The organism is Asticcacaulis sp. W401b (genome assembly GCF_046503825.1).
Classification (GTDB): Bacteria; Pseudomonadota; Alphaproteobacteria; order Caulobacterales; family Caulobacteraceae; genus Asticcacaulis.
Genome location: NZ_JBKFEE010000002.1, coordinates 183,431 through 203,221, shown reverse-complemented (window position 1 = coordinate 203,221; position 19,791 = coordinate 183,431). Strand labels below are relative to the sequence as shown.

17 protein-coding genes are annotated in these 19,791 nt (G+C 62.3%); 4 read left to right on the top strand and 13 right to left on the bottom strand.

The annotated features are described in order from the left end of the window. Positions 1–30: 30 nt before the first annotated feature. Genes ACK8OE_RS05655 through pbpC form a run of 3 tightly spaced genes read left to right on the top strand, consistent with a single transcriptional unit; the run spans position 31 to position 2,764 of the window. Entirely contained in the window at positions 31–282 is a 252-nt protein-coding gene (locus ACK8OE_RS05655) for an AbrB/MazE/SpoVT family DNA-binding domain-containing protein (protein WP_410271752.1), read from the top strand. Further along, complete coding sequence (locus tag ACK8OE_RS05650; protein ID WP_410271751.1) at positions 279–674, top strand: type II toxin-antitoxin system VapC family toxin; 396 nt, start codon at positions 279–281, stop codon at positions 672–674. Before ACK8OE_RS05655 ends, ACK8OE_RS05650 begins: the two co-directional genes overlap by 4 nt. 11 nt (positions 675–685) lie before the next feature. After that, positions 686–2,764, top strand: coding sequence for a penicillin-binding protein 1C (pbpC, locus tag ACK8OE_RS05645; RefSeq protein ID WP_410271750.1), 2,079 nt, complete (start codon positions 686–688; stop codon positions 2,762–2,764). Here the strand turns inward: pbpC and ACK8OE_RS05640 are convergent. From ACK8OE_RS05640 to ACK8OE_RS05630, 3 genes are all read right to left on the bottom strand, one after another. Beyond that, complete coding sequence (locus ACK8OE_RS05640; RefSeq protein ID WP_410271749.1) at positions 2,761–3,426, bottom strand: LolA family protein; 666 nt, start codon at positions 3,424–3,426, stop codon at positions 2,761–2,763. The genes pbpC and ACK8OE_RS05640 overlap by 4 nt on opposite strands. A gap of 129 nt (positions 3,427–3,555) precedes the next feature. Then, positions 3,556–3,927: a RidA family protein gene (locus ACK8OE_RS05635; RefSeq protein ID WP_410271748.1), complete on the bottom strand. Its 372-nt coding sequence runs from the start codon at positions 3,925–3,927 to the stop codon at positions 3,556–3,558. An 83-nt stretch (positions 3,928–4,010) separates the two neighbouring features. Continuing rightward, positions 4,011–6,491: a DNA translocase FtsK 4TM domain-containing protein gene (locus ACK8OE_RS05630; protein WP_410271747.1), complete on the bottom strand. Its 2,481-nt coding sequence runs from the start codon at positions 6,489–6,491 to the stop codon at positions 4,011–4,013. 187 nt (positions 6,492–6,678) lie between these two features. Here ACK8OE_RS05630 and ACK8OE_RS05625 point away from each other — a divergent pair, with 187 nt between their 5' ends. Then, a complete protein-coding gene (locus ACK8OE_RS05625; protein WP_410271746.1) occupies positions 6,679–6,954 on the top strand; it encodes a hypothetical protein in 276 nt (91 codons plus the stop codon). A gap of 237 nt (positions 6,955–7,191) precedes the next feature. Here the strand turns inward: ACK8OE_RS05625 and ACK8OE_RS05620 are convergent, their stop codons facing one another. The 10 genes from ACK8OE_RS05620 to ACK8OE_RS05575 all read right to left on the bottom strand — a co-directional run bounded on the left by ACK8OE_RS05620 (position 7,192) and on the right by ACK8OE_RS05575 (position 19,728). Next, positions 7,192–7,866, bottom strand: a complete 675-nt coding sequence (locus ACK8OE_RS05620; protein WP_410271745.1) for a LysE family translocator — start codon at positions 7,864–7,866, stop codon at positions 7,192–7,194. Between the two features lie 41 nt (positions 7,867–7,907). Continuing rightward, positions 7,908–8,681, bottom strand: a complete 774-nt coding sequence (locus tag ACK8OE_RS05615) for a metallophosphoesterase family protein (protein WP_410271744.1) — start codon at positions 8,679–8,681, stop codon at positions 7,908–7,910. After that, the gene (locus tag ACK8OE_RS05610) at positions 8,682–9,590 is read right to left on the bottom strand and encodes a diacylglycerol/lipid kinase family protein (RefSeq protein WP_410271743.1); all 909 of its coding nucleotides are present in this window, start codon (positions 9,588–9,590) and stop codon (positions 8,682–8,684) included. It abuts the gene before it with no gap. 91 nt (positions 9,591–9,681) lie between these two features. Beyond that, positions 9,682–10,014 carry a thioredoxin TrxA gene (gene trxA / locus ACK8OE_RS05605; protein WP_126422138.1) on the bottom strand — a complete coding sequence of 111 codons (333 nt, stop codon included), beginning with the start codon at positions 10,012–10,014 and terminating at the stop codon, positions 9,682–9,684. 76 nt (positions 10,015–10,090) lie between these two features. Continuing rightward, entirely contained in the window at positions 10,091–13,645 is a 3,555-nt protein-coding gene (addA, locus tag ACK8OE_RS05600) for a double-strand break repair helicase AddA (protein WP_410271742.1), read from the bottom strand. Next, the gene (addB, locus tag ACK8OE_RS05595) at positions 13,642–16,662 is read right to left on the bottom strand and encodes a double-strand break repair protein AddB (protein WP_410271741.1); all 3,021 of its coding nucleotides are present in this window, start codon (positions 16,660–16,662) and stop codon (positions 13,642–13,644) included. Before addB ends, addA begins: the two co-directional genes overlap by 4 nt. Next, positions 16,659–17,378, bottom strand: a complete 720-nt coding sequence (gene murU / locus ACK8OE_RS05590) for an N-acetylmuramate alpha-1-phosphate uridylyltransferase MurU (protein WP_410271740.1) — start codon at positions 17,376–17,378, stop codon at positions 16,659–16,661. Before murU ends, addB begins: the two co-directional genes overlap by 4 nt. After that, positions 17,375–18,448 (bottom strand): N-acetylmuramate/N-acetylglucosamine kinase AmgK, encoded by a 1,074-nt coding sequence (gene amgK / locus ACK8OE_RS05585; RefSeq protein ID WP_410271739.1) that lies wholly within the window; start codon positions 18,446–18,448, stop codon positions 17,375–17,377. Before amgK ends, murU begins: the two co-directional genes overlap by 4 nt. A gap of 9 nt (positions 18,449–18,457) precedes the next feature. Then, positions 18,458–18,889: a tRNA (adenosine(37)-N6)-threonylcarbamoyltransferase complex ATPase subunit type 1 TsaE gene (tsaE, locus tag ACK8OE_RS05580; protein ID WP_410271738.1), complete on the bottom strand. Its 432-nt coding sequence runs from the start codon at positions 18,887–18,889 to the stop codon at positions 18,458–18,460. Beyond that, positions 18,886–19,728, bottom strand: coding sequence for a GNAT family N-acetyltransferase (locus ACK8OE_RS05575; RefSeq protein ID WP_410271737.1), 843 nt, complete (start codon positions 19,726–19,728; stop codon positions 18,886–18,888). Before ACK8OE_RS05575 ends, tsaE begins: the two co-directional genes overlap by 4 nt. Positions 19,729–19,791: the final 63 nt, after the last annotated feature.

Genomic DNA, 19,791 nt, shown 5'->3' with positions numbered 1-19,791 from the left:
TTTGCATTACAATCTGCGGCGAGGTGTGACATGACGACATTGACGGTAACCTCGCGCGGGCAGGTGACCTTCCGCAAAGAGGTGCTTCAGCATTTGGGCATTCGGCCGGGTGAACAGATTGAGCTTGATCTTCTGCCGGATGGGCGTGGGGTCATCCGCGCGGCCAGACCGGCGGGCTCGATTACAGGCTTTATTGGCCTGCTGTCGGACCGCACCAACAAGATCGCCTCGCTTGAGGAGATGGACGCCGCCGCCGCCGCTGGCTGGGCAGGCGAGGAATGAAGATCAGCGTTGATACCAATATATTGGTACGCGCGGTCGTTCGCGATGACCCGGTACAGGGTGATCTGGCGGCGAAGCTTTTGACCGAAGCCTCACTTATTGCCATCGCCCTGCCTTGTCTGTGTGAATTCGTCTGGGTGCTGCGTCGGGTCTATGGCTTCGGGACACAAGATATCGCCGCAGCCATTGAGGCGCTAATGTCCACCGCGCATGTGGAGGTCAACCGTCCGGCGGTCGAAGCGGGGCTGGCAGTCCTGAGGGCCGGGGGCGATTTTGCCGATGGCGTTATCGCTTTTGAAGGGGCGTGGCTGGGGGGAGGGACGTTTGTGTCTTTCGACCACAAAGCCGTTGCCTTGCTTTCGGCGCAAGGCGTCGCCGCGAGGCAGCCGTGAAGATTGATGGGATGGACCGGCTGATCCCCCGTCTGATCAAACCCCTGATCGGCTTTGTGGCCTTTCAGGTGGCGGTTTGCGTCGCCGATCTGGCCCTGCCGCCGGACCTGACGCGCGCCCAAGCCGCCTCGGCGGTGGCGCTGGATCACAATGGCGCGTGGCTCAGGGCGCTCCCTGTCGAAGGGGGGACGTGGCGTATCCGTGCCGACCTCGACCGCACCGACCCCGGCTTTATCAAACACCTGCTCAAGGTCGAGGATGAACGTTTCTGGTGGCATCAGGGGGTCGATGCCGTGGCCATTGTGCGCGCCTTCGGCTCCAACCTGTCGGCGGGCGGCATCGTCTCCGGCGGCTCGACCCTGTCCATGCAGACGGCGCGATTGCTGGAACCCAAACCGCGCAACTACCTGTCGAAGCTGATCGAAGTCTTCCGGGCATGGCAACTGGAGGCGCGCTTTTCCAAGCGCGATATCCTGTCGCTCTATCTGACACTGGCCCCCTATGGCGGCAATCTGGAAGGGGTGCGCGCGGCCTCGCTGTCCTATTTCGGCCATGAGCCGGAAAGCCTGACTTTGGGTGAACAGGCGCTGCTGATCGCCTTGCCACAAGCACCGGAAGCGCGCCGCCCGGACCGTCATCCGGAACGCGCCTTGCGGGCGCGCAACCTTGTGCTGGAGCGCATGGCGGCCAAGGGCGTGCTTAGTGCCGCTCAGGTGGCCGAAGCCAGAACGGAGCCTATGATCGTCAAACGTTTTGCCTTCCCGGCATTGGGCTGGCACGCGGCGGGAAGGCTGGCGTCGGAGGCCAGAGGCCTTCAGGCGACGGTGGTGACGACCCTTGATGCGCCGTTGCAGGCGCGACTGGAAGTCTTGGCGCGGCAAACGGCGGTGGCACAGGGCCCGAACTCTTCGACGGCCATCCTAGTCATTGAAATCCGTTCGCGGGCCGTGCGGGCCAGCGTTGGGTCCGCGGGCCTTGACCGCACGGGCGGCTGGATCGACATGGTGCAGGCCATACGCTCACCTGGTTCAACGCTCAAACCCTTCATCTATGGCTTTGGCTTCGAAGAAGGCATCGTCGCCCCCGATACGCGCCTGATGGACGCCCCAACACGCTTTGGTGACTATCAGCCGGAAAATTTCGACAAGGTGTTCCACGGTGAGGTGTCGGCCAAGGAAGCCCTGACGCACTCGCTTAATGTGCCCGCCGTGGCGGTGCTCAACCGCATCGGGGCCGGGGCCTTTGAATCGCGTCTGCAAGGGGTGGGGGTACACCTGATCCGCCCCAAGACCGGCCTGCGTGACGCCGGTCTGGCTCTGGCACTTGGCGGTGCCGGGATCGAATTGCAGGACCTGGCGGCGCTCTATGCGGCTCTGGGGGATAAGGGCCTGATGAAGCCGCTGGCCTGGACGGAAGCCGACGCCAAGGCCAATCTCAGCCGTCCCGGTCAGCGACTGATGGCCGCCGATGCGGCGTCGCGCGTGATCAGCATCCTGCGCGAAACCCCGCCGCCGGCTGGACGCCTGCCCGCGCATCTGATGAAGACGGCCAGCCGCCCGGCCTATAAGACCGGCACCTCCTACGGGTTTCGTGACGCGCTGGCGGTCGGGGTGGCGGGCGGCTATGCCGTATTAGTGTGGACCGGCCGCCCCGATGGCGGTTCGCGCGCCGATCAGACGGGGCGTGAAGCCTCCGCACCCTTGCTGTTTGATGTCTTCGATCAGATCAATGCCCCGTCGCAGGCGCCGCAAAGCCTGACCCCGGCGGCAGCGCCCGAAGCGTTGAAGGCGCTCAAACCCGCCGTGCGCGGGCCGTCCATCCTCTTCCCGCCGGATCAGGCGACGGTCTATGTCGAGGGGCAGGTGACGGGGGGCAAGCTGAGCGCCACGCGCGGGTTGAAACCCTCGGCGCGGGGCAAGGGGCCGCTGAGCTGGTACGTTAATGGCGAGCCGATTGTGGCCGATACGGAAGGCCGCGTCGAATGGCGGCCTGAGGCCGAAGGCTTTTACGAGGTCAGCGTCGTCGATGCCGACGGCGTCACCAGCCGCTCGCGCGTGCGGGTCAAGGCGATTGCGCAGCCGAAACCTTAGCTCGCGCCCTTCGGTTTCTTCAGCACAAACAGATCCGGGCGCACGGCGGCATTGCGGTCAAAGGTGACCAGCTTGACGCGCGTGCCCTTGCCCTGCTGATCCGTCACCGTCCATTCCCCCAGTTGCAGGGCATTGCCGCGCTCGATGAAGGTCATCAGGATAGAGCCTTCGACATCGCGGCGGCGGTCGCGCGCCTTCAGGCGGAAGCCGTCCGTGGTCCTCGTGACCTCGGTGACGATGACGCCCTGATCGAGGCGAATCTGCTTCGACAGGAACAGAGACAGCGGCGTGGCGTTGAGGGGGTACTGGTTAAAGGCCTTCAGACGCGGGTCCCAGGTATTGACCGTCTTGCCATCCGATACGACCAGCAGCGAATAGGGCGCATCGTACTCAAAACGGATCTTGCCGGGCCGTTGCAGCCACCAGTTACCGGCGGTGGTGCGCCCCTTGTAATCGGTTTGCTCAAAGCGTCCGCCGCCTGTCCCTAATGATTGCAGATAGGCGACGGCGCGGTCGATGCGCCCTTGATCCTGCGCGCTGAACTTCGGCGGGGTCACGAATTGCTGGATCGTGTTACGCCCTTGCGCCCACACAGGCGCGGTGGTCAAAAGGCTGGCGGCGGTGAGGCCCGTAAGCAGGGCGCGTTTGGTAAGCTCGGTCATGATCTCTCTCATACGGTGATACGATCCGTTGAGAAAGACCCTAACCGGCTATGATGACGGGTTGAGGGCGTCAATATGACATAAGGACCGCACATGATGGCCGTAAACTAAACCGCGGGTGAACGGGGCTTAAAGCCTTGCCACACATTCAATCTCGACCGTCGCGTCGAGCGCCAGTTCCGTGACGCCAAAGGCCGAGCACACGGGCAGGGGGTTGTCGCCAAAACAGGCCGCGAACAGCGTGTTGAAGCGCTCAATCTGTCCCATATTCGTAAGCATGACCCGCACCGAGATCAGGGCGTCCAGCCCCAGATCAAAGCGGGCCAGAGACGCCGTCACATTGGCCATCATCTGCTTCACTTCGGCCTCAAAACCGCTGGCAAGATTGCCGTCGTCGTCATCACCGATATGGCCGGACAGGTAGAGGGTGTCGCCAATACGCACAGCCTCGGAAAAGGCCGCGTCAAAGGGATAGGCAAAGAAAGCAGGCTCGGTGGTCATAAACGATTTATGCCGCCTTGGGTTCGAACCTGTCCAGTCCTATCTATCGGGTGCAGGGGCTTTCCCTGACCGGCGAAGCCCATTTAAATCCCCGGCGGCGGGCCGACCAGAATGTCGCGCTTACCGACGTGGTTGGCGGGGCCGACGACGCCTTCCTGCTCCATCTTTTCCATCAGGGAGGCGGCGCGGTTATAGCCGATTTGCAGCTTCCTCTGGATGTAGGAGGTCGAAGCTTTACGGTCGATGGTGACGTAATAGACGGCCTTGTCATAGAGGTCGTCGCCCGAACCGCCGCCTTCGCCGCCAAAGCCGCCGGACTCGCCATCGCCGTCATCGTCGCCACCGGCGGTGATGTCTTCGAGGTAGTTGGGAGAACCTTGCGAGCGCAAATATTCGGCCACGGCCTCGACCTCGGAGTCGGCGACAAACGGCCCGTGCAGGCGGGTGATGCGCCCGCCGCCTGCCATGTACAGCATGTCGCCCTGACCGAGGAGCTGCTCGGCGCCTTGCTCACCCAGGATGGTGCGCGAGTCGATCTTGGACGTCACCTGGAAGGAGATGCGGGTCGGGAAGTTGGCCTTGATCGTGCCGGTGATGACATCGACCGACGGGCGTTGCGTGGCCATAATCAGGTGGATACCCGCGGCGCGCGCCATCTGGGCGAGGCGTTGCACCGCGCCTTCGATGTCCTTGCCTGCCACCATCATCAGATCGGCGACCTCGTCGATGATCACGACGATATAGGGCATGGGCTCCGGCACCATTTCCTCGATCTCGAAGATGGGCTGACCCGTTTCGTCAAAACCCGTCTGGACCTTGCGGATAAAGTTCTTGCCCTCGGCGGCGGTCGCCTTGGCGCGCTCATTAAAGGAGGCGACATTGCGCACGCCGATCTTCGACATGCGGCGATAGCGGTCTTCCATCTCCTTGACGACCCATTTCAGCGCCACCACGGCCTTTTTGGGGTCGGTCACGACGGGGGCGATCAGGTGCGGAATTCCGTCATAGACCGACAGTTCCAGCATCTTGGGGTCGATCATGATGAATTTGCACTGTTCCGGATCGAGCCGGTAGAGGATCGACAGGATCATGGCGTTGACGCCGACCGACTTACCCGAACCCGTGGTCCCGGCGATCAGAAGGTGCGGCATCTTGGCGAGGTCGGTGACGTAGGGTTCGCCGCCGATGTTTTCCCCCAGCACCATCGGCAGGATGTGGCTCGATTTTTCAAACTCGGCCGAAGCCAGCATGTCGCGCAGATAGACCGTTTCGCGCACCGCATTGGGCAGCTCGATACCGATGGCGTTGCGGCCCTGCACGATGGAGACGCGGCAGGAGCGCGCCGACATGTTGCGGGCAATGTCGTCAGCCAGCGCCACGACGCGCGCGCCCTTCACCCCGGCCGCCGGGGCCAGCTCATAAAGCGTGACGACGGGGCCGGGGCGGATCTGGTCGATGACGCCCTTAACCCCGAATTCGGCCAGCACGCTTTCCAGCATACGGGCGTTCTGGCGCAGGGCTGCCTCGTCATAACCAGCGGCGCGCGGCTTGGGCTTGGCGAGGATGGACAGTTCGGGCAGGCGGAAATTGCCCGGCTTGAGGAACTCAAAGCTCGACTGACGCTCATCCTGTTCGCGCGCTGAGGGTTTCGGGCGCGGAGCCTCCATACGGATTTTCGGTTCCGGAGCGGCCTGACGCGGGGCCGGGGCCGACAGTTCGGATTCAGGGTCGAGATCGTCAATATCGAAGGGCGGGGCGTCTTCGTCATATACCGGCGTAGCGGGGGAGCGGCTATTGACCACCGGCTCGGGCATGGCGTCGGGCGTGTAATCGGTCTCGTCAATGAAGGGCTGCGGCGCCTTCTGGCTGCGTTTCGCCTTCGCCTTGGGCTCGCGCGTCACGGCGGCATTGACCTTTTCCGGCAGGCCGGAGGCGGTCAGCGCGCCCCGGAAACCGCCCAGAACGAAACCCGCGGCGCGGACATAGCTCTCAGACGTCAGGCGCAGGGCCTGGTTAAACGCCCACAAGGCGGCCGCGCCGAAGATCAGGCTGGCGATTACCTCACCGGCGGGCAGGCGCATGAAATCGAACAGGCTTTTGAGCAGATGGTGCGTGCCTGTACCCCAAAACCCGCCAATCGAGGGCGAATTGGCGTCGCCCAGATGCAGGGGCGCCAGCGCCGCCGCCAGCATCAGCACGAACAGGGCGCCATATAGGCTGTGGATACGCAGGGTGCGACGGCCTTCATCGGGGTCAAGTTGCATCAGGCGCGCCAGACCGAACCACGTCATCAGGGCCGCCATCGGCCACGCGGCCAGCCCCAGGGATTGCAGGCCAATATCGGCAATGATCGCCCCAAAGCCGCCCAGAAAATTGTGCACGGGCTCGGCACTGGCCGTATTCCAGCTCGCGTCGGTCGCCCGATAGGAGGCATAGGCCATCAGCGAGGCCAGACCCAGAAGGCACACCAGCGCCCCGCGCAGGCGCGCCATCGGCACCGAACGCCAGACATAGGTGAAACGGGACTCCAGATGATTCCAGACGAGGGCGGTAACCGTGCTCATGCGGGGCAGTCTCTAGGCTTATGGTTAAGCCCGGTTAATCGCATGCAAAGGGTTAAGACCTGTTTACGAAGACCTAAAAAAGTCATCGCCTCGCTGACGCGGCCAATCCTTATGGTGAGCCCCTATGCTCCGCCTCGATCCTTATTGGCGAAGGGCTCAGACTGGAACTTTCAAAGGAGAGCCCCGCATGATGGAACAGACCCAAATTCCGGCAGACACCGATCCGGCCAACGCTATTGGTCAGGCGGCGGAAATTACGCCGAATGAGACCGATCGCAACACAGACGAAGACCTCACCGACGACGAAGGCCCTGAAAATGAAGGGCTCGAGGAAGATGAAGACGACCTTACGCCTCTGGATAAGGATACCGGTGCCGACCTCGATGCCGACACGCTGAGCGGTCAGGACAATGATCGCGAATACGATGTCAGCGAAACCATCGAGAAGACGACGGGGATTTGATCCCCACAGAAGTAAAGCCTGAATACAAAAAGAGGACTGCGTGACATCACACAGCCCTCTCTCTTGTCTTTAGCCGTTATGGCCTCAAAGGCGATCCGTACCCACAAGCTGGATCGTGATCTCCTTATCTGCCGCCTTCGGCCTATGACGATTAGACATCGGATCACCTCCCTTCGCTGTTAAACCTGAGGAGCAGGGTCGCACAGACCGCATGGAAATCAAGCGAAAAGAAGCCGCTTAACGCAACAGCTCGGCGGCGCTGTGCATCAGTATGACGACAGCGATCAGGCCCAGCAGCCCGCCGACACAGACCTCGAAATATTCGCGATTGCGACCCCGGCTGAGGAAGCGCGTCAGGGCCAGACCGCTCAGGCCATAGGTTGTCATGGTGATCACATCCATGCCGATGGCTGTGGCGGCAAAGACCGGCATCTGCGTCGTCATCGGGCGGTCAAGCGCCAGAAAGGGTGGCAGAACAGCGGTGAAGAAAAGAGTGACCTTGGGGTTCAGGAACTGCACCATGAAACCGTCCTTCCACGTCGCCCATAGACCTTCGCGGGCCAGGGTCTGCGCATTTGCAGGCAGGTCCAGCTCATGCGCGCTGTGCGATTTGCGCGCCCGTATGGTCTTGACCGCGATCCACAAAAGATAGACGGCCCCGGCAACCGTCATCGCGTGAAAGACGACGGGCAGGGTGGTGATCAGAAGGTGCAGGCCGAAAGCGGCGGCCACAAACCAGATCAGGGTGGCCGTATTGATGCCGAACACCCCCATCAGAACCCTGGGTGCGGAACGTCCCAGTCCAGTGGAGATGCAGAACAGGTTGGCCGGTCCCGGCGTAATGGCCATCAGGAACATCGCCCCCAAAAAGGCGGTGTATTTGGACGGATCGACAGGCAGGGCGGACAACATGCGGTCCTTATTTCGTAAATCCTGCAACTTGTCGAGAGGGGCTACACCTTGGTGTGAGTCACCGCCGACTGGGTCACAAAGCGATCGCCGCTGAGCTGGTGAAGTTCGATACGCACGCTCTTGTCGGTGAAATCCAGCAGATTGAAGCCCTGCGGTTGTTTGCGAATACGCACCGACATGGCGGTCGAGGCGCAGACAAACAGGGTGGTGTGCCCATTGATCACGCGCGTTTCGACATAGGCGTGATGCTGGTGCCCGGACAGCACGATATCGACCTTTTGCTCGCCGACGGTTTTCAGCAATTTGTCGCTGTTGAACACCGTCACATCCAGCGGAAATTCCGACGGGTTAAGCGGCGGGTGATGCACGGTCAGCACGCGCCACGGCGTCGTCGAAGCCCCAAAGAAATCGGCAATATCCTGTCTTTGACGCGCGCTGATCGAACCGTAAGCCCAGTTGAGCGCCGGCAGGATCATGCGCGCCGAATTGATGCCCTTGATATCGACCAGATCCGCGTGCAGTTCGGGCTCAAGCTCTCTGGCAATATGGTCGCGGTATCGCTTCCACGGTTGGATGAAGCGGCGCAGGTCAAGGCCCGGCAGGTCGTGATTGCCAGGAATGACAAAGGCCGGCATGGGCAAAAGTTTGAAAAAGTCTGCGGCTTCGACAAATTCAGCCACCGTCGCATCCTGCGTGATGTCGCCGCTGGCCAGCACCAGATCGGGTTCCAGCTCGATCAGGGTGCTGATCAGGGTTTCGGTCACGCGCCGGTCGTGCGCCCCGAAGTGCAGGTCGGAAATATGGGCTACGCGCATTCAGGCCTCGCGCAACGGGATCAGCAGGGGCACGTAGCGCGCTTTGAGCTTGATATCCAGCGGCGTCTTGAGGTCCGTCACCTCGCCATCAACCGAGACCTTTTCCTTGCGATGACGGGTCCACAGCGTCATCTGCGTCCCGGTCAGTTCGGTCAGGTCCGGGTCCGACTTCCAGTTGCCGACCAGAAGCCGCGTCAGAAAGCGCAGGTGCGAGACGCGGGTGCGGGTCGAAGCGATATAGGCCGCCAGTTCCCCGCCCTGAAGGTCATTGCGTTTGAAATTGCTCTCGTCGATGCGCGTCGTATCGGCATAGCGATTGGCTGAAATGACGACGGCGGGCGAACGGAAGCGATGCAGGCGCTTGCCATTCTGAAGCACGATGCGCGCATTTTTGCGCCGTTCGAAATAGTCAGCCACGAACCAGAACAAGTAGGGCACCATCAGCAGGAAGTTATTGGTGCGGTGTTGTTCGCGAAACACCGAGGCTTCGGGCATAACGCCGACCGAGGCGCAGCACAGAAACAGCTCGCCATTGATTTCACCGGCGTCGATCCGCGTTTCTGAAGCGCCTGTGGCATAGGCTTTCAGCGCCTCATCCAGCGTGTTCATCCCCAGATCGTGCGCCAACAAATTCATAGTGCCGAACGGCAGGATGCCAAAGGCCTTGTTCTTGCGGCTGAGGGTATCGGCGCACGAGCGCAAGGTGCCGTCACCGCCGCCCACCAGCAGAGGATGCGGAGACTGAGCGAAGCGGTCGAGGGCCGCTTCCATCTCAGAGGGCTCGGCGAACAGCAGTTCGTTCACCGCCATACCACTGGCTTCAATCGCCGCCGTGATAGAGTCGTGCCCCAGGTTCAGGACCGTGCCCGCCTTACCATTGATCAGAATATTGTACGCTGTTGCCGCCATGTCGCTGATGTGCCGGGGGGAGTGCAAAAAAACAATGCGGGCGTGAAGCCTGCGCTCCACGCCCGCACCCTATCAGCTTTTGGCTTTAAAACTAGGCGATACCGGCTTCGGCCAGCCATTCGACCAGCTTCGACTTCGGCATGGCACCGACCTTCATCGAGGTCATCTTGCCGTCCTTGAACAGCATCATGGTCGGGATGCCGCGCACGCCGAACTTCGACGGCGTCAGGGGGGAATCGTCGATATTGATCTTCGACACGGTCAGCTTGTCGCCATAGGCTTCGGCCACTTCGTCGAGAATAGGGGCGATCTGCTTACACGGGCCGCACCATTCGGCCCAGAAATCGACCAGAACCGGCTTGTCGGATTTGAGGACGTCGTTTTCAAAGGTCTCGTCGGTAACCTTGACGGTGGCGGTGGACATGGGTGCACTTCCTATCTCGCCCGAAATGGGCACAGATTCAAACTTGTCACAAAGGTAAGTAAGCCCGCATCAGAAATCAATGGCCCCTGATTTCGCTGAGCCTGAGATTTACTAAAGCCTCGCTTAAGGGCGTCAGCTTCGGTCCGTCCGTCCACAACAGCGCCGCTTCGACGGACTTGTCCGGATAGATCTGCCGCAAAAGCGCAACGTAACCCGCCATTTGCCGCTGATAGTCGGCCGCGGCCTCTTCGGCGCTGTCCGGGGCGGGGCGGTTCGATTTGTAGTCGATGACCAGCACGCGCTCGGGCCCAATCACCAGCCGGTCGATGCGTCCGGACATAAACACCGCTTCGCCGCGCGTATTGACACCAACCTGTCCGGCCAGCGCCACTTCCGGCCGCGAATCGGGCCCGAAGGCGTCGGCAAAGCGCGCATCGGTCAGCACCCCCATCACCGCCTGACGGATTTCGTCGCGCTGGGCGTCGTCGAGATCGGGCTGCCGCTTTAGCCAGCGTGCGGCCACCTCATCACGGTCGGCTACGGGCAGGGCCGGCAGGATTTCAAACAGCTTATGGATTTTCAGACCGCGCCCGAAACGTCCCTGCCCCTTCTGTTCCGCCAGAGGCGAAGGGGCGCGGTCTTCGGCGGAACGATCCTCGTCACTGAGCTGCGACACAGCACGCCAGACGACATCGGCTTCTGGATCGGGGGTGGGTGCGGCGGAAATGAAGGCAGGCAGACCGGTCTGTATATGAGCGGCTTGCGCCTCAGCGGTCATTAACGGCGCGCGTGCGCCGAATAAAAGAATTTCCGTTTTTTCAGAAGGGTCCTGAGCATTTTTAGACGCGCCTTCGCTTCCGAAAACCGGTTCCCACTTTTCGGAAGGCGCTTTCGGAGCACCGAATTCAACCACTGTGTCCAGCCCCACTGCCGTGACAGCCTCACGCGGCAGGCGGTCGAAACCGTCCTGCGCCAGATCGTACCAGTCGGGGAAGGGGCCATTCGCCGCGCGGCTGCCGCGATAGCCGCACAGGGTCAGGCGATCGCGCGCCCGCGTCAGGGCCACATAGAACAGCCGCAAGCCCTCCTTGGCTTCGCGTAAGGCACGGGCGGATTTGACCGCGCTGACGGCTTGCGGGTCACCGTCCTTGCCGCGCGCCGACACCAGCAGATCACCCTCATCCGACATCAGCAGCAGGTCGCCATTGCGCGTCGATTTGAAACCGGGGGCCATGGGCAGAATCACCCACGGCGCTTCGAGACCTTTGGAGCCGTGCACGGTCATCACCCGCACGCGGTCGCCGCCCTCTTCCTGTTCGCGCTTGATCTCCGAGGCATTGAATTCACACAGGTTCAGGAAGTCGATCAGGCCAATCGCCCCCACCCCTTCGCCTTTCAGCGCCAGGTTCAGCGTCTCATCCAGCACATCCTCACACTCGACGCCCAACCGCGTGACGAAGCGCTGACGCTGGGTGCGGCCCGCGCCATCGCGGCGATTGAGCACCAGCCCGAGAAAATCGAACGCCGTGCGCTGTGGCGCTTCGGACAAGGCCCAGCCAATGAAGTTCTGCGCTTCGGAAAAGCGCGGTTTCTCTTCGGCCAGACGGTTCAGCGCCTGCCACAGACTGGCCTTTTCGACGCGCGCCAGGGTGAACAGGTCGTCTTCGCTTAGGTCGCATAGGGGGCTGCGCAGGACGGCGGCCAGAGACAGGCTATCGCCTGCCTGCAAACAGACGCGCATCAGGGCGCGCAGGTCCTGAAACGCGATGTGGTCCGACAGTTTGAGCCGGTCAGCTCCCGAAACCGGTACGCCCGCCTGCTTCAGCTCACGGATAATATGTTCGAACAGGGCGTCACGCTTGCGCACCAGAATGAGCACATCGCCGGCGTGCATAGGGCGCGCCTGGCGAGACGCCTTGTCGATAACGCTGCGGCCCTGTTTGATGTCCTGTGCGATATGGAAAGCCAGTTGTTGCGCCAGCCGCTTGGCCGGGGCCGCACCGGAGGCGTCGACGGGCGCGATGTCTTCGTCATCGCTCTCGCCCAGATCGGGCACAGGCAGGGGATAGAGGGGCGGCCACAGCTCGACCATGGCCAAAGGTGCTTGTCGGCCCGCTTCATGCTTGATGAGCTTGGCTTGGGTGAGCGTCAGCGCTTCCGATAGGTCTGGACCATCGAAGGTCTTATCAACAAATTCCAAAACTTGCGGTAATGACCGCCAGCTTTGCAACATTTCGGGCGCTTTGAACCTGTCACCAATCAAAGCCTGATACTGCTGAGATTTTCCGATGAAAAGATCGGGTTTGGCACCCTGGAAGCCATAAATTGACTGCTTCTCGTCGCCCACAGCGAAGATTGTGCGGTCAACATTCGAGTCCCGGAATACAATACCAGCGCCTGAAAAGAACTCACCGGCCAGCGCATCTACGATGTCCCACTGATCGGCTGATGTATCTTGCGCTTCATCCACCAAGATGTGCTCCAGCCCGCCATCCATCTTGAACAGCACCCATTGTGACATGGAGGCCCCGGACAGGAGACGCTTGGCGCGGCTGATCAAATCCTGAAAATCGAGCGCCCCGGTGCGGCGTTTCAGGTCCTGATAGATATGGCTGAAATCTTCAAACAGTCGCACCGCATAGAGGGTGTTGAGTGCGGTTTCGGCGGCCTTGCGCTTTTCCACCGCCTCGGCCAGCGGTTCGCGCCAGCGTTCCAGCGTATCGCGGTCAGCTTGAGCGCTCTTTGTCGAGCACAGGTCTTTGCGCGGCTCGCCCTTGGCGGTGTAGAACACGGCATAGAGCGCTTCAAAATCAAACGGCTCGCCGGTTTTGCGCGTTTCGGACAGGCGCAGCAAGGTTTCCGACAGGCTCTGATTGCCCTTGGTAGTGATTGTGGCCAGTGACCGCGCCATTTCGGGTATCACGTCCCAGTTCAGGCCGTCGGCAAAGGCATCGACCACCTGTTCCGGCGTCATTGGCGGGTCGAGATCGAGGCGTTTGAACAGGTAACCACTAAAAGACAGACCGTTGTGTTCGGCGTCGGCCAAAAGGTTATCCAGCGCCTCGCGGATGCGGTCGTGCTGATAGATGAACTGCGACAGAAGCTGTTCAAACTTCTGGGCTTTCAGCGTGCGGATCAGGCGGTCGCGGTGCCCGCCTTCGGGTAGGGTCAACAGGCCTTCCAGCGCCTTTTGCGCCAGATCACGCGCAATCAGATCGTCCAGCACCTGAAACGACGGACTTAAACCCGCCTCAAGCGGAAACCGCCGCAGCAGCTTTTCGCAAAAGGCGTGGATGGTCTGAATCTTCAGCCCGCCCGGTGTTTCCAGCGCCTTGGCAAACAGGGCGCGCGCCGTGGCCAGATCATCAGGGTTTTCGTCGATGGCTCGCAACTGATCGGCCAGCTTATTGTCTTCGGCCACGGCCCAGCCGCCCAGCCGCTCATACAGACGGCCCTGCATCTCGGCGGCGGCGGCCTTGGTATAGGTGACGCACAGAATGTGCTCCGGCTTCGCCCCACGCAGCAGCAGACGCGCGACGCGGTTGACGAGCGTCGAGGTCTTGCCCGAACCGGCATTGGCGGTCAGGAAGCACGACACTTCCGGATCGGCGGCGGCGTTTTGCGGGTTCATTCGCCCTCCTCCGTTGCGGGTTCGGCCTCGCGGTCGCCCAGAACGTGCCATTCATAATGCCGTGCCAACTGGTCATAATCACCGCCGCGCTCCAGCCGGTATTGCGGCGCGCGCCAGGACAGATAGCCCTGTCTGGGGTTTTCATACTGCATCAGGCGCGTCTTGAGGCGGCTCAGCGCGCGATCGGCCATCTCATCAGCGCTCAGCGGATTCTTTTTGTCGTAAACCACGCGCGGTTTGACCACATCCTGCCCCAACCGAACATAGACCAGTTCACCCAGACCCTTGGCGCGATGGATGTCCTCAAACCCGTTGAAGCTGCCGTATTTGAGGATGGCGGCAGTCAGGGTGAGCTGCGGGTAGAAGCCGGCAATCACCGCCCTGGGTGACGGTGGCTGACCGGTCTTGAAGTCGATCACATCGACGCCGCGCTCATGAATTTCCACGCGGTCTGCCTTGGCGGTCAGGGTGAAGGGGCCACGCGGCAGGTCAATGGTCAGCTTGCCTGACTCTTCGATCAGAAGGCGCGGACGGTCAGCGCGACGCTCGGCCTCAAAGGCCACATAGTCGCGCGCCAGCAGGGGAAACAGCGGGCGTTGCAGGGCCAGTTGCGCCTCGCTGAGGTTTTCGGCGCGCAATTGCGCCTCCAGCAGGTCGCAAAAGACCTGCACCCCGGCCTCGCCAAGAGGCATGTCGTCCACCGCGAATTTTTCGGCAACGGCGTGGATGGCGGTGCCGCGACGCAGGGCCTCGAAGGGCTCGTTCGGCCGGTCGAGCGGTTTGAGGCCCAGCACGTAGCGCGCATAGACGGCATAGGGGTCGCGTTCCAGCATCTCGACCTGCGTCACCGGCAGTTGCAGGGGTCGCGCCTCGACCGGTGGCGCAGGCTGGGGCCGGGCGGCGGGTTTCAGGGCCTCAGGCACGACGCTCAACGGGCCGTCCATGCGCCGTGCCCAATCGAGCCATTGCGGTTGGGTCGGCAGGTGTTCGCCCGCCCCGGTGGTCAGGGTTTCCAGCCGCCACAGCCAGCGCGACTGCACCTGCGGCTCGCCTTCGCGGCGCTGGCGCGTCACCATCCACACCTCCGGCTGACTGGCGCCTTGCACAAAGTCATGCGCCGACAAGCCGGTGCGGCGTTCGGGCGAGGGCAGGCCCAGCGCCTTGCGCATCGGGCGTGACAGGAAGGGGTCGATTTCGGCCGCCTGCGGCCACACCCCTTCTTCCAGACCGGCCAGAATCAGTCGGTCGGCGGAGAACATCCGCGCTTCGATAGCCCCCAATATGGTCAGGCGCGGATGGGTGTGCCCCCCCGTGCGCACGGTAGCCGTGCGTAGCGCCCGGCGCAGAATATCGACAAAGACCTGATCGTCCTCGACCACGAAATCGCGCCCTTCGGCGATCAGATCGGCCAGAAGCGCGGACGCCGCAGCGCCTGCCGCACCGCTCCATAGGGCCTGCCCGTCGTGCGCGGCCACGGATTCGGCCCAGACGGTGAGGGTTCGAACATATTCGGACAGGTCTGTCTTTGGCTTATGCCAGACCGCGCAGGTGCCGATATAGTCCTGCCACAGGGCAGCGGCCTCAACAGCCTCTTTCTGCGTCAGACGGCTTAGAACCTCGTCGGCATCACGGGGTTTGGCGCCTCGTAAGCCTATGATTTCCAATATATTCACGTGGCGGTCGTCGGCGAAGCGAGACAGAGAATGCTTCAACAAAGCCAGAAGCTTCACTGCATCGAAGGGCTCCAGAATCAGATCCAGCAGGCTGTGCAGGAAGCGCCCGACCGGGCTGTGGATCAGGGCGTCCCCTGCTGAGGAGTCAGGCCGCACGCCCCAGCGCGACAGACGGGCCGTTACCCGTCGCGAAAGGGTGATATCAGGTGTGATCAGAGCGGCCGTCTTGCCCGGTGTTTCCAGCGCTTCGCGCATCAGAAGGGCGATGACGGCGGCGGCTTCCTCGTCATTGCGGCCTTCGATGTGGCTCAGGCCGCTCAAGCCGTCCTTAATGGCGGTTTCCGATCCCGCCTTCAGCGCGGCAATCTGGGTACGCCAGTCCTTGGTGGCCTCGGCGGGACGCAGGGCTTCGTTGAGGACGCGCCGGCGGGCGTGACGCGCGCGGTCAGCTTCGATCGATACGGGCCAGGTATGGACGACTTCACGGCTGACCCGGTGGCGATCCAGCAGGGCCTTCATGGCCCCCTGCGGGTGCGAATCGCCGACCTGTGCCCACACGTCCTCGGCCAGCGACAGGTCGAGACCGGGCAGGACGACGGCCCCTTGCTCAAAACGCGAGGCCAGCCCCATCAGCCGCGCCGTAGCCGGTGTGGTGCCGGTGGTCCCGGCGATAATGACCGGTTGGGTGGGTGGGGTCTTTTCCCACTGATCGCCAAGGCGATGAATCAGCGTCACCAGCCTCTGACTGGGGTCCATCCTGTCGAGTTCAGCCAGACGCTTCGGCCACAGATCGACGGCAATGGCCAGAAACCGCGCTGATACCTGCCAGTGTTCGGCCAAAGCTGCCATACCGTCGTGCAACAGGTCCGGATCATGGACAAGACGGTCCAGTCTATCTGCGGCCCTTACCTCTTCCAGAGCCAAAGAGTCGAAAAATTTTGCCAAAGAATCCGCGAGTTCCAGGGCCGTTCGCGCGTTGAGCGGCACATCGCTTTCGTAATGCGCCTTGATCAGCTTCGCCAGTTCGAAGCGCCGCCGCGTCGCCGACAGGGCGGGCGGCAGGTCGAGCCCCAAATGCTCCAGATCAAAGGGTGGCTCCCCCTCTTCGAGATCACCCAGTGCTCGCACCTGCGGCAGCAGAAGGGCCTTGGCCCGGCACTGATCGGTAAAGGCGTGCGCCATCTGACGCGCGCCGCGTCGGGTCGGGGTGAGAATCAGGGCGTGCGGCAGGTCATCACACAGCGCCTCACACAGTCCCCGTGCCAGATCATCAAGGAACGGTCGCCCGGACGGAATGGAGTACCAGCGCGGGGCCGGGGTGACGAAGAGGTCGCGGCTTTTCATGCCCGTTGCAACCGCGCTTCGGCGGCATCGCGCGCAGCAGGGTCACCGACATGCATCCAGTTGCCGTGCATCCGCGCCCCGAACAGGCGACCCTCGGCCGCTTTTTGCCGCCAGATCGGCGTCAGGGAAAAGGCGTCTTCGGCCACATCCGCCACTATGTCCGGATGGGTGATGTGCACGCCCATATAGTTGAAGGGCGCGGATTCCGCCTGACCGCGGAAGCTCAGACGCTGATCCTCACCAAGGAAGAAGTCGCCTGCCCCATCAAAACCGCTGGAGCGCGCCATATCGGCCAGCAGCAACAGGGCGTCCATGGCGTCAGGCTTCCATCGCTCAAGCATATCAGCAATGGCGCGGTCATGGCCGCCGTCTTCGATCCATACACTGTCGATATTGGCCACCAGTACCGGATCATCGCCCAGCAGCGGACGCGCTTTTTTCAGGCCGCCACCGGTTTCCAGCAGCTTGTCGCGCTCATCGGAAATGATGATCTCGACATCGTTGCGGCTTTTGAGCTGCGCCTCCAGCCGATCGGCGAAATAGTGGACATTGACCACGCAACGTTCGACGCCCGCGCTTTTCAGCCGGTCGATCATGTGGTCGATCAGCGTGCGTCCGCCCACTTCGACCAAGGCCTTGGGCCGGTCATCGGTCAGGGGCCGCATCCGCGTGCCCAGCCCTGCGGCTAACACCATAGCGGTTTTGATCTGTGTCATGCGATGCGGCCCCCCAGACCGTTGGCCATAAACCAGTTGCGCACCCCGGTCAGTGCGGGTGCCGTGAGATTGCGCCCCAGATGTCGCCACATGCGCGGCATGAAGGCCTCATAGCGCGGTTTGTGGTCGCGCGTGACCAACCGGGCGAAGACGCCCAGAATACGCGCCTGATTGAGCGCCGCCAGCGCTGTGTAGAGGCGCATGAAGGCCTCGCGGTCCTGTTCGGGGCGCAGGCTGAAATAGTGGTCGAGACAAAGCGCCTCCACCTCACGTGACACGTCGCGGCGCGCGTCCTGCAACAGCGAATGCAGGTCCCACGCCGGATGCGCCTTCAGGCAGTCCTGAAAATCAATCAGGCCGACGCGCGCCACGCCTTCGCGCTCCCCAAGCCACAGCAGGTTTTCGGCGTGGTAATCGCGGTGGATGAAGACGCTGGCGCTGGCCTCGGCTTCGGCGCGCAACGGGGCCCACAGGCCGTCCCAATCGGCGCGCGCCTGTTCAGAAAAGCGCAAGCCGGGATCATACTGCGGCAACCATTCCAAAAACAGGTCGGCACCGGTTTTCAGCGCCAGCGCGTCATAGGTCAGCAACGGCCACTCACCCACCATGGCGGGCGGTGGCGCCTCGTGCAGTTTGGCCAGCACGGACACCGCCGAAAGATACAGCGGCGCTTCGTGCTCCCCCTCTTCGATCAGACGGGCAAACAGGGCATTGCCGAGGTCTTCGTGCAGGATCAGGCCGTTGTCCAGATCGCTGTCATAGACACTCGGCGCCGAAAAGCCCCGTGCGCTCAGATAGGTCGCGGCCCCGACAAACGCTGTCATATCCCCCGCAGACAGACGAGTCTGTGCAAAATAACCAAGCCGTTGTCGGTCTTCGATACTGGCGTCCGGCGGGCAGGGCTGCGCGCCCGTCGGCGGTTGATCCATCAGCATCAGGGTTGAGCCGTCTGACCGCGTCAGGCGCTCATAGCGCCGAGTCGAGGCATCACCGGGCAGCGGGTCGCGCCGTGCTTCGGCAAGGCCCGCCTGTTGCAGAAAACGGACGCGGAGGTCTTCTCGATCGGTCATTTAAAGCTCTTATGGGGCGGGCCGCTTAAGCGTCACGCGACGGCCCGCAGCCTCTTCTTTTAGGCGCACGATCCATGGGGCGTCAAAGGCGAAATGCCCCAATCTTTGTGGCCATTCGATCAGACAGAGATGGGTATCGGCCAGCTCAAACAAGCCGGTCTCATGCACCTCTTCCGGGTCGGTCAGGCGATAGAGGTCGAAATGCGCAATGTCGAAATCACGACCTTCATAGGTTTGAACAAGGGTGAAGGTCGGCGACGGCACGTCTTCGTCTGGCGTGGTCAGCGCCCGGATCAGCCCGCGCGCCAGGGTCGATTTTCCGGCCCCCAGATCGCCCAGCAGATAGACCACGTCCCCCTCTTTGAGCTGCGTGGCCAGCCACGCCCCCCACTCTGCAGTGGTACTATCGTCGGCCAGAAAGCAATCGTCGGAAAAGGTCATAGGGCAGGGCGGTCCGGATCGAGCGGCAGTTCCCGTTCGATATAGGTCTTCAGCCGCTCGCACAACAGGCCCACCTCGGCGTCGAGCTTATGGGGCGGCATGAGCGGCCCCACCGTCAGGTCAAACCGCTGACCCGCCTTGTTCAGAAACTCATGGAACAGGGTGATGTCGCGCAATTCCTGCGAGACGCGGTTGAAGGCATGAAACCATACCGAATTAGGCCCCGACAGGTGCATGGGCACCACAGGCGCGTCGTATTTCTGCGCCAGCGACAAGGCGGTGGTCTGCCACGGCGGATCGCTGAGTTGTCCGTCCGCCCCGCGTCGCGCCAGCCGCCCGGCGGGAAACAGCACCACACATTTTTCACTTTCGAACGCCGCGCGTGCCGCACTCAGCGTGGCGCGGGTCTTTTCGCGCGTGCGCTTGGCCTCGACCCACTCGACCGGGATCAGCACCTCTGCGAAGCGCGGATTGACCCGCAAGGCGTCGGCATTGGCGAAAAAGGTAATGTCGGCGCGCACTTTCCGCAGACAGTGATAGACCGCAATGCCATCGGCTATGCCGGTCGGGTGATTGCAGATGACGACGCAGCGCCCCGTGGCCGGGATACGCTCGACCCCGCGCGCCATGACCTCAAGCGACAGAAGGCGGGAGATATAGTCGAGCGCTTCGGCTCCGGACAGGTCCGCAATCGCCTGCGCCATACGCACGGCCCGTTCGTAGCCCAAAAGGCTATACAACAGCGGTCGCGCCACGGGCCACGCAACCGATGAGGCCAGACGCGGTGCGCGCTCGATAATCAGTTCTTCGACAATGTTACGCGGCGTCGGTAACGCCATCCTGCCCCTCCTCAGTCTTTCGCTGTCCCGTTATTCTTGCTAAGGCTATCTCATGCCCGCTTC

Excerpts from the sequence above, each read along its gene's own strand:
- ACK8OE_RS05655 (WP_410271752.1), top strand. The coding sequence starts at position 31 with ATGACGACATTGACGGTAACCTCGCGCGGGCAGGTGACCTTCCGCAAA.
- ACK8OE_RS05625 (WP_410271746.1), top strand. The coding sequence starts at position 6,679 with ATGATGGAACAGACCCAAATTCCGGCAGACACCGATCCGGCCAACGCT.
- addB (WP_410271741.1), bottom strand. The coding sequence starts at position 16,662 with ATGAAAAGCCGCGACCTCTTCGTCACCCCGGCCCCGCGCTGGTACTCC.
- ACK8OE_RS05610 (WP_410271743.1), bottom strand. The coding sequence starts at position 9,590 with ATGGCGGCAACAGCGTACAATATTCTGATCAATGGTAAGGCGGGCACG.
- murU (WP_410271740.1), bottom strand. The coding sequence starts at position 17,378 with ATGACACAGATCAAAACCGCTATGGTGTTAGCCGCAGGGCTGGGCACG.
- trxA (WP_126422138.1), bottom strand. The coding sequence starts at position 10,014 with ATGTCCACCGCCACCGTCAAGGTTACCGACGAGACCTTTGAAAACGAC.
- ACK8OE_RS05575 (WP_410271737.1), bottom strand. The coding sequence starts at position 19,728 with ATGGCGTTACCGACGCCGCGTAACATTGTCGAAGAACTGATTATCGAG.
- ACK8OE_RS05620 (WP_410271745.1), bottom strand. The coding sequence starts at position 7,866 with ATGTTGTCCGCCCTGCCTGTCGATCCGTCCAAATACACCGCCTTTTTG.
- pbpC (WP_410271750.1), top strand. The coding sequence starts at position 686 with ATGGACCGGCTGATCCCCCGTCTGATCAAACCCCTGATCGGCTTTGTG.
- ACK8OE_RS05615 (WP_410271744.1), bottom strand. The coding sequence starts at position 8,681 with ATGCGCGTAGCCCATATTTCCGACCTGCACTTCGGGGCGCACGACCGG.
- addA (WP_410271742.1), bottom strand. The coding sequence starts at position 13,645 with ATGAACCCGCAAAACGCCGCCGCCGATCCGGAAGTGTCGTGCTTCCTG.
- amgK (WP_410271739.1), bottom strand. The coding sequence starts at position 18,448 with ATGACCGATCGAGAAGACCTCCGCGTCCGTTTTCTGCAACAGGCGGGC.
- ACK8OE_RS05640 (WP_410271749.1), bottom strand. The coding sequence starts at position 3,426 with ATGACCGAGCTTACCAAACGCGCCCTGCTTACGGGCCTCACCGCCGCC.
- ACK8OE_RS05650 (WP_410271751.1), top strand. The coding sequence starts at position 279 with ATGAAGATCAGCGTTGATACCAATATATTGGTACGCGCGGTCGTTCGC.
- ACK8OE_RS05630 (WP_410271747.1), bottom strand. The coding sequence starts at position 6,491 with ATGAGCACGGTTACCGCCCTCGTCTGGAATCATCTGGAGTCCCGTTTC.
- tsaE (WP_410271738.1), bottom strand. The coding sequence starts at position 18,889 with ATGACCTTTTCCGACGATTGCTTTCTGGCCGACGATAGTACCACTGCA.
- ACK8OE_RS05635 (WP_410271748.1), bottom strand. The coding sequence starts at position 3,927 with ATGACCACCGAGCCTGCTTTCTTTGCCTATCCCTTTGACGCGGCCTTT.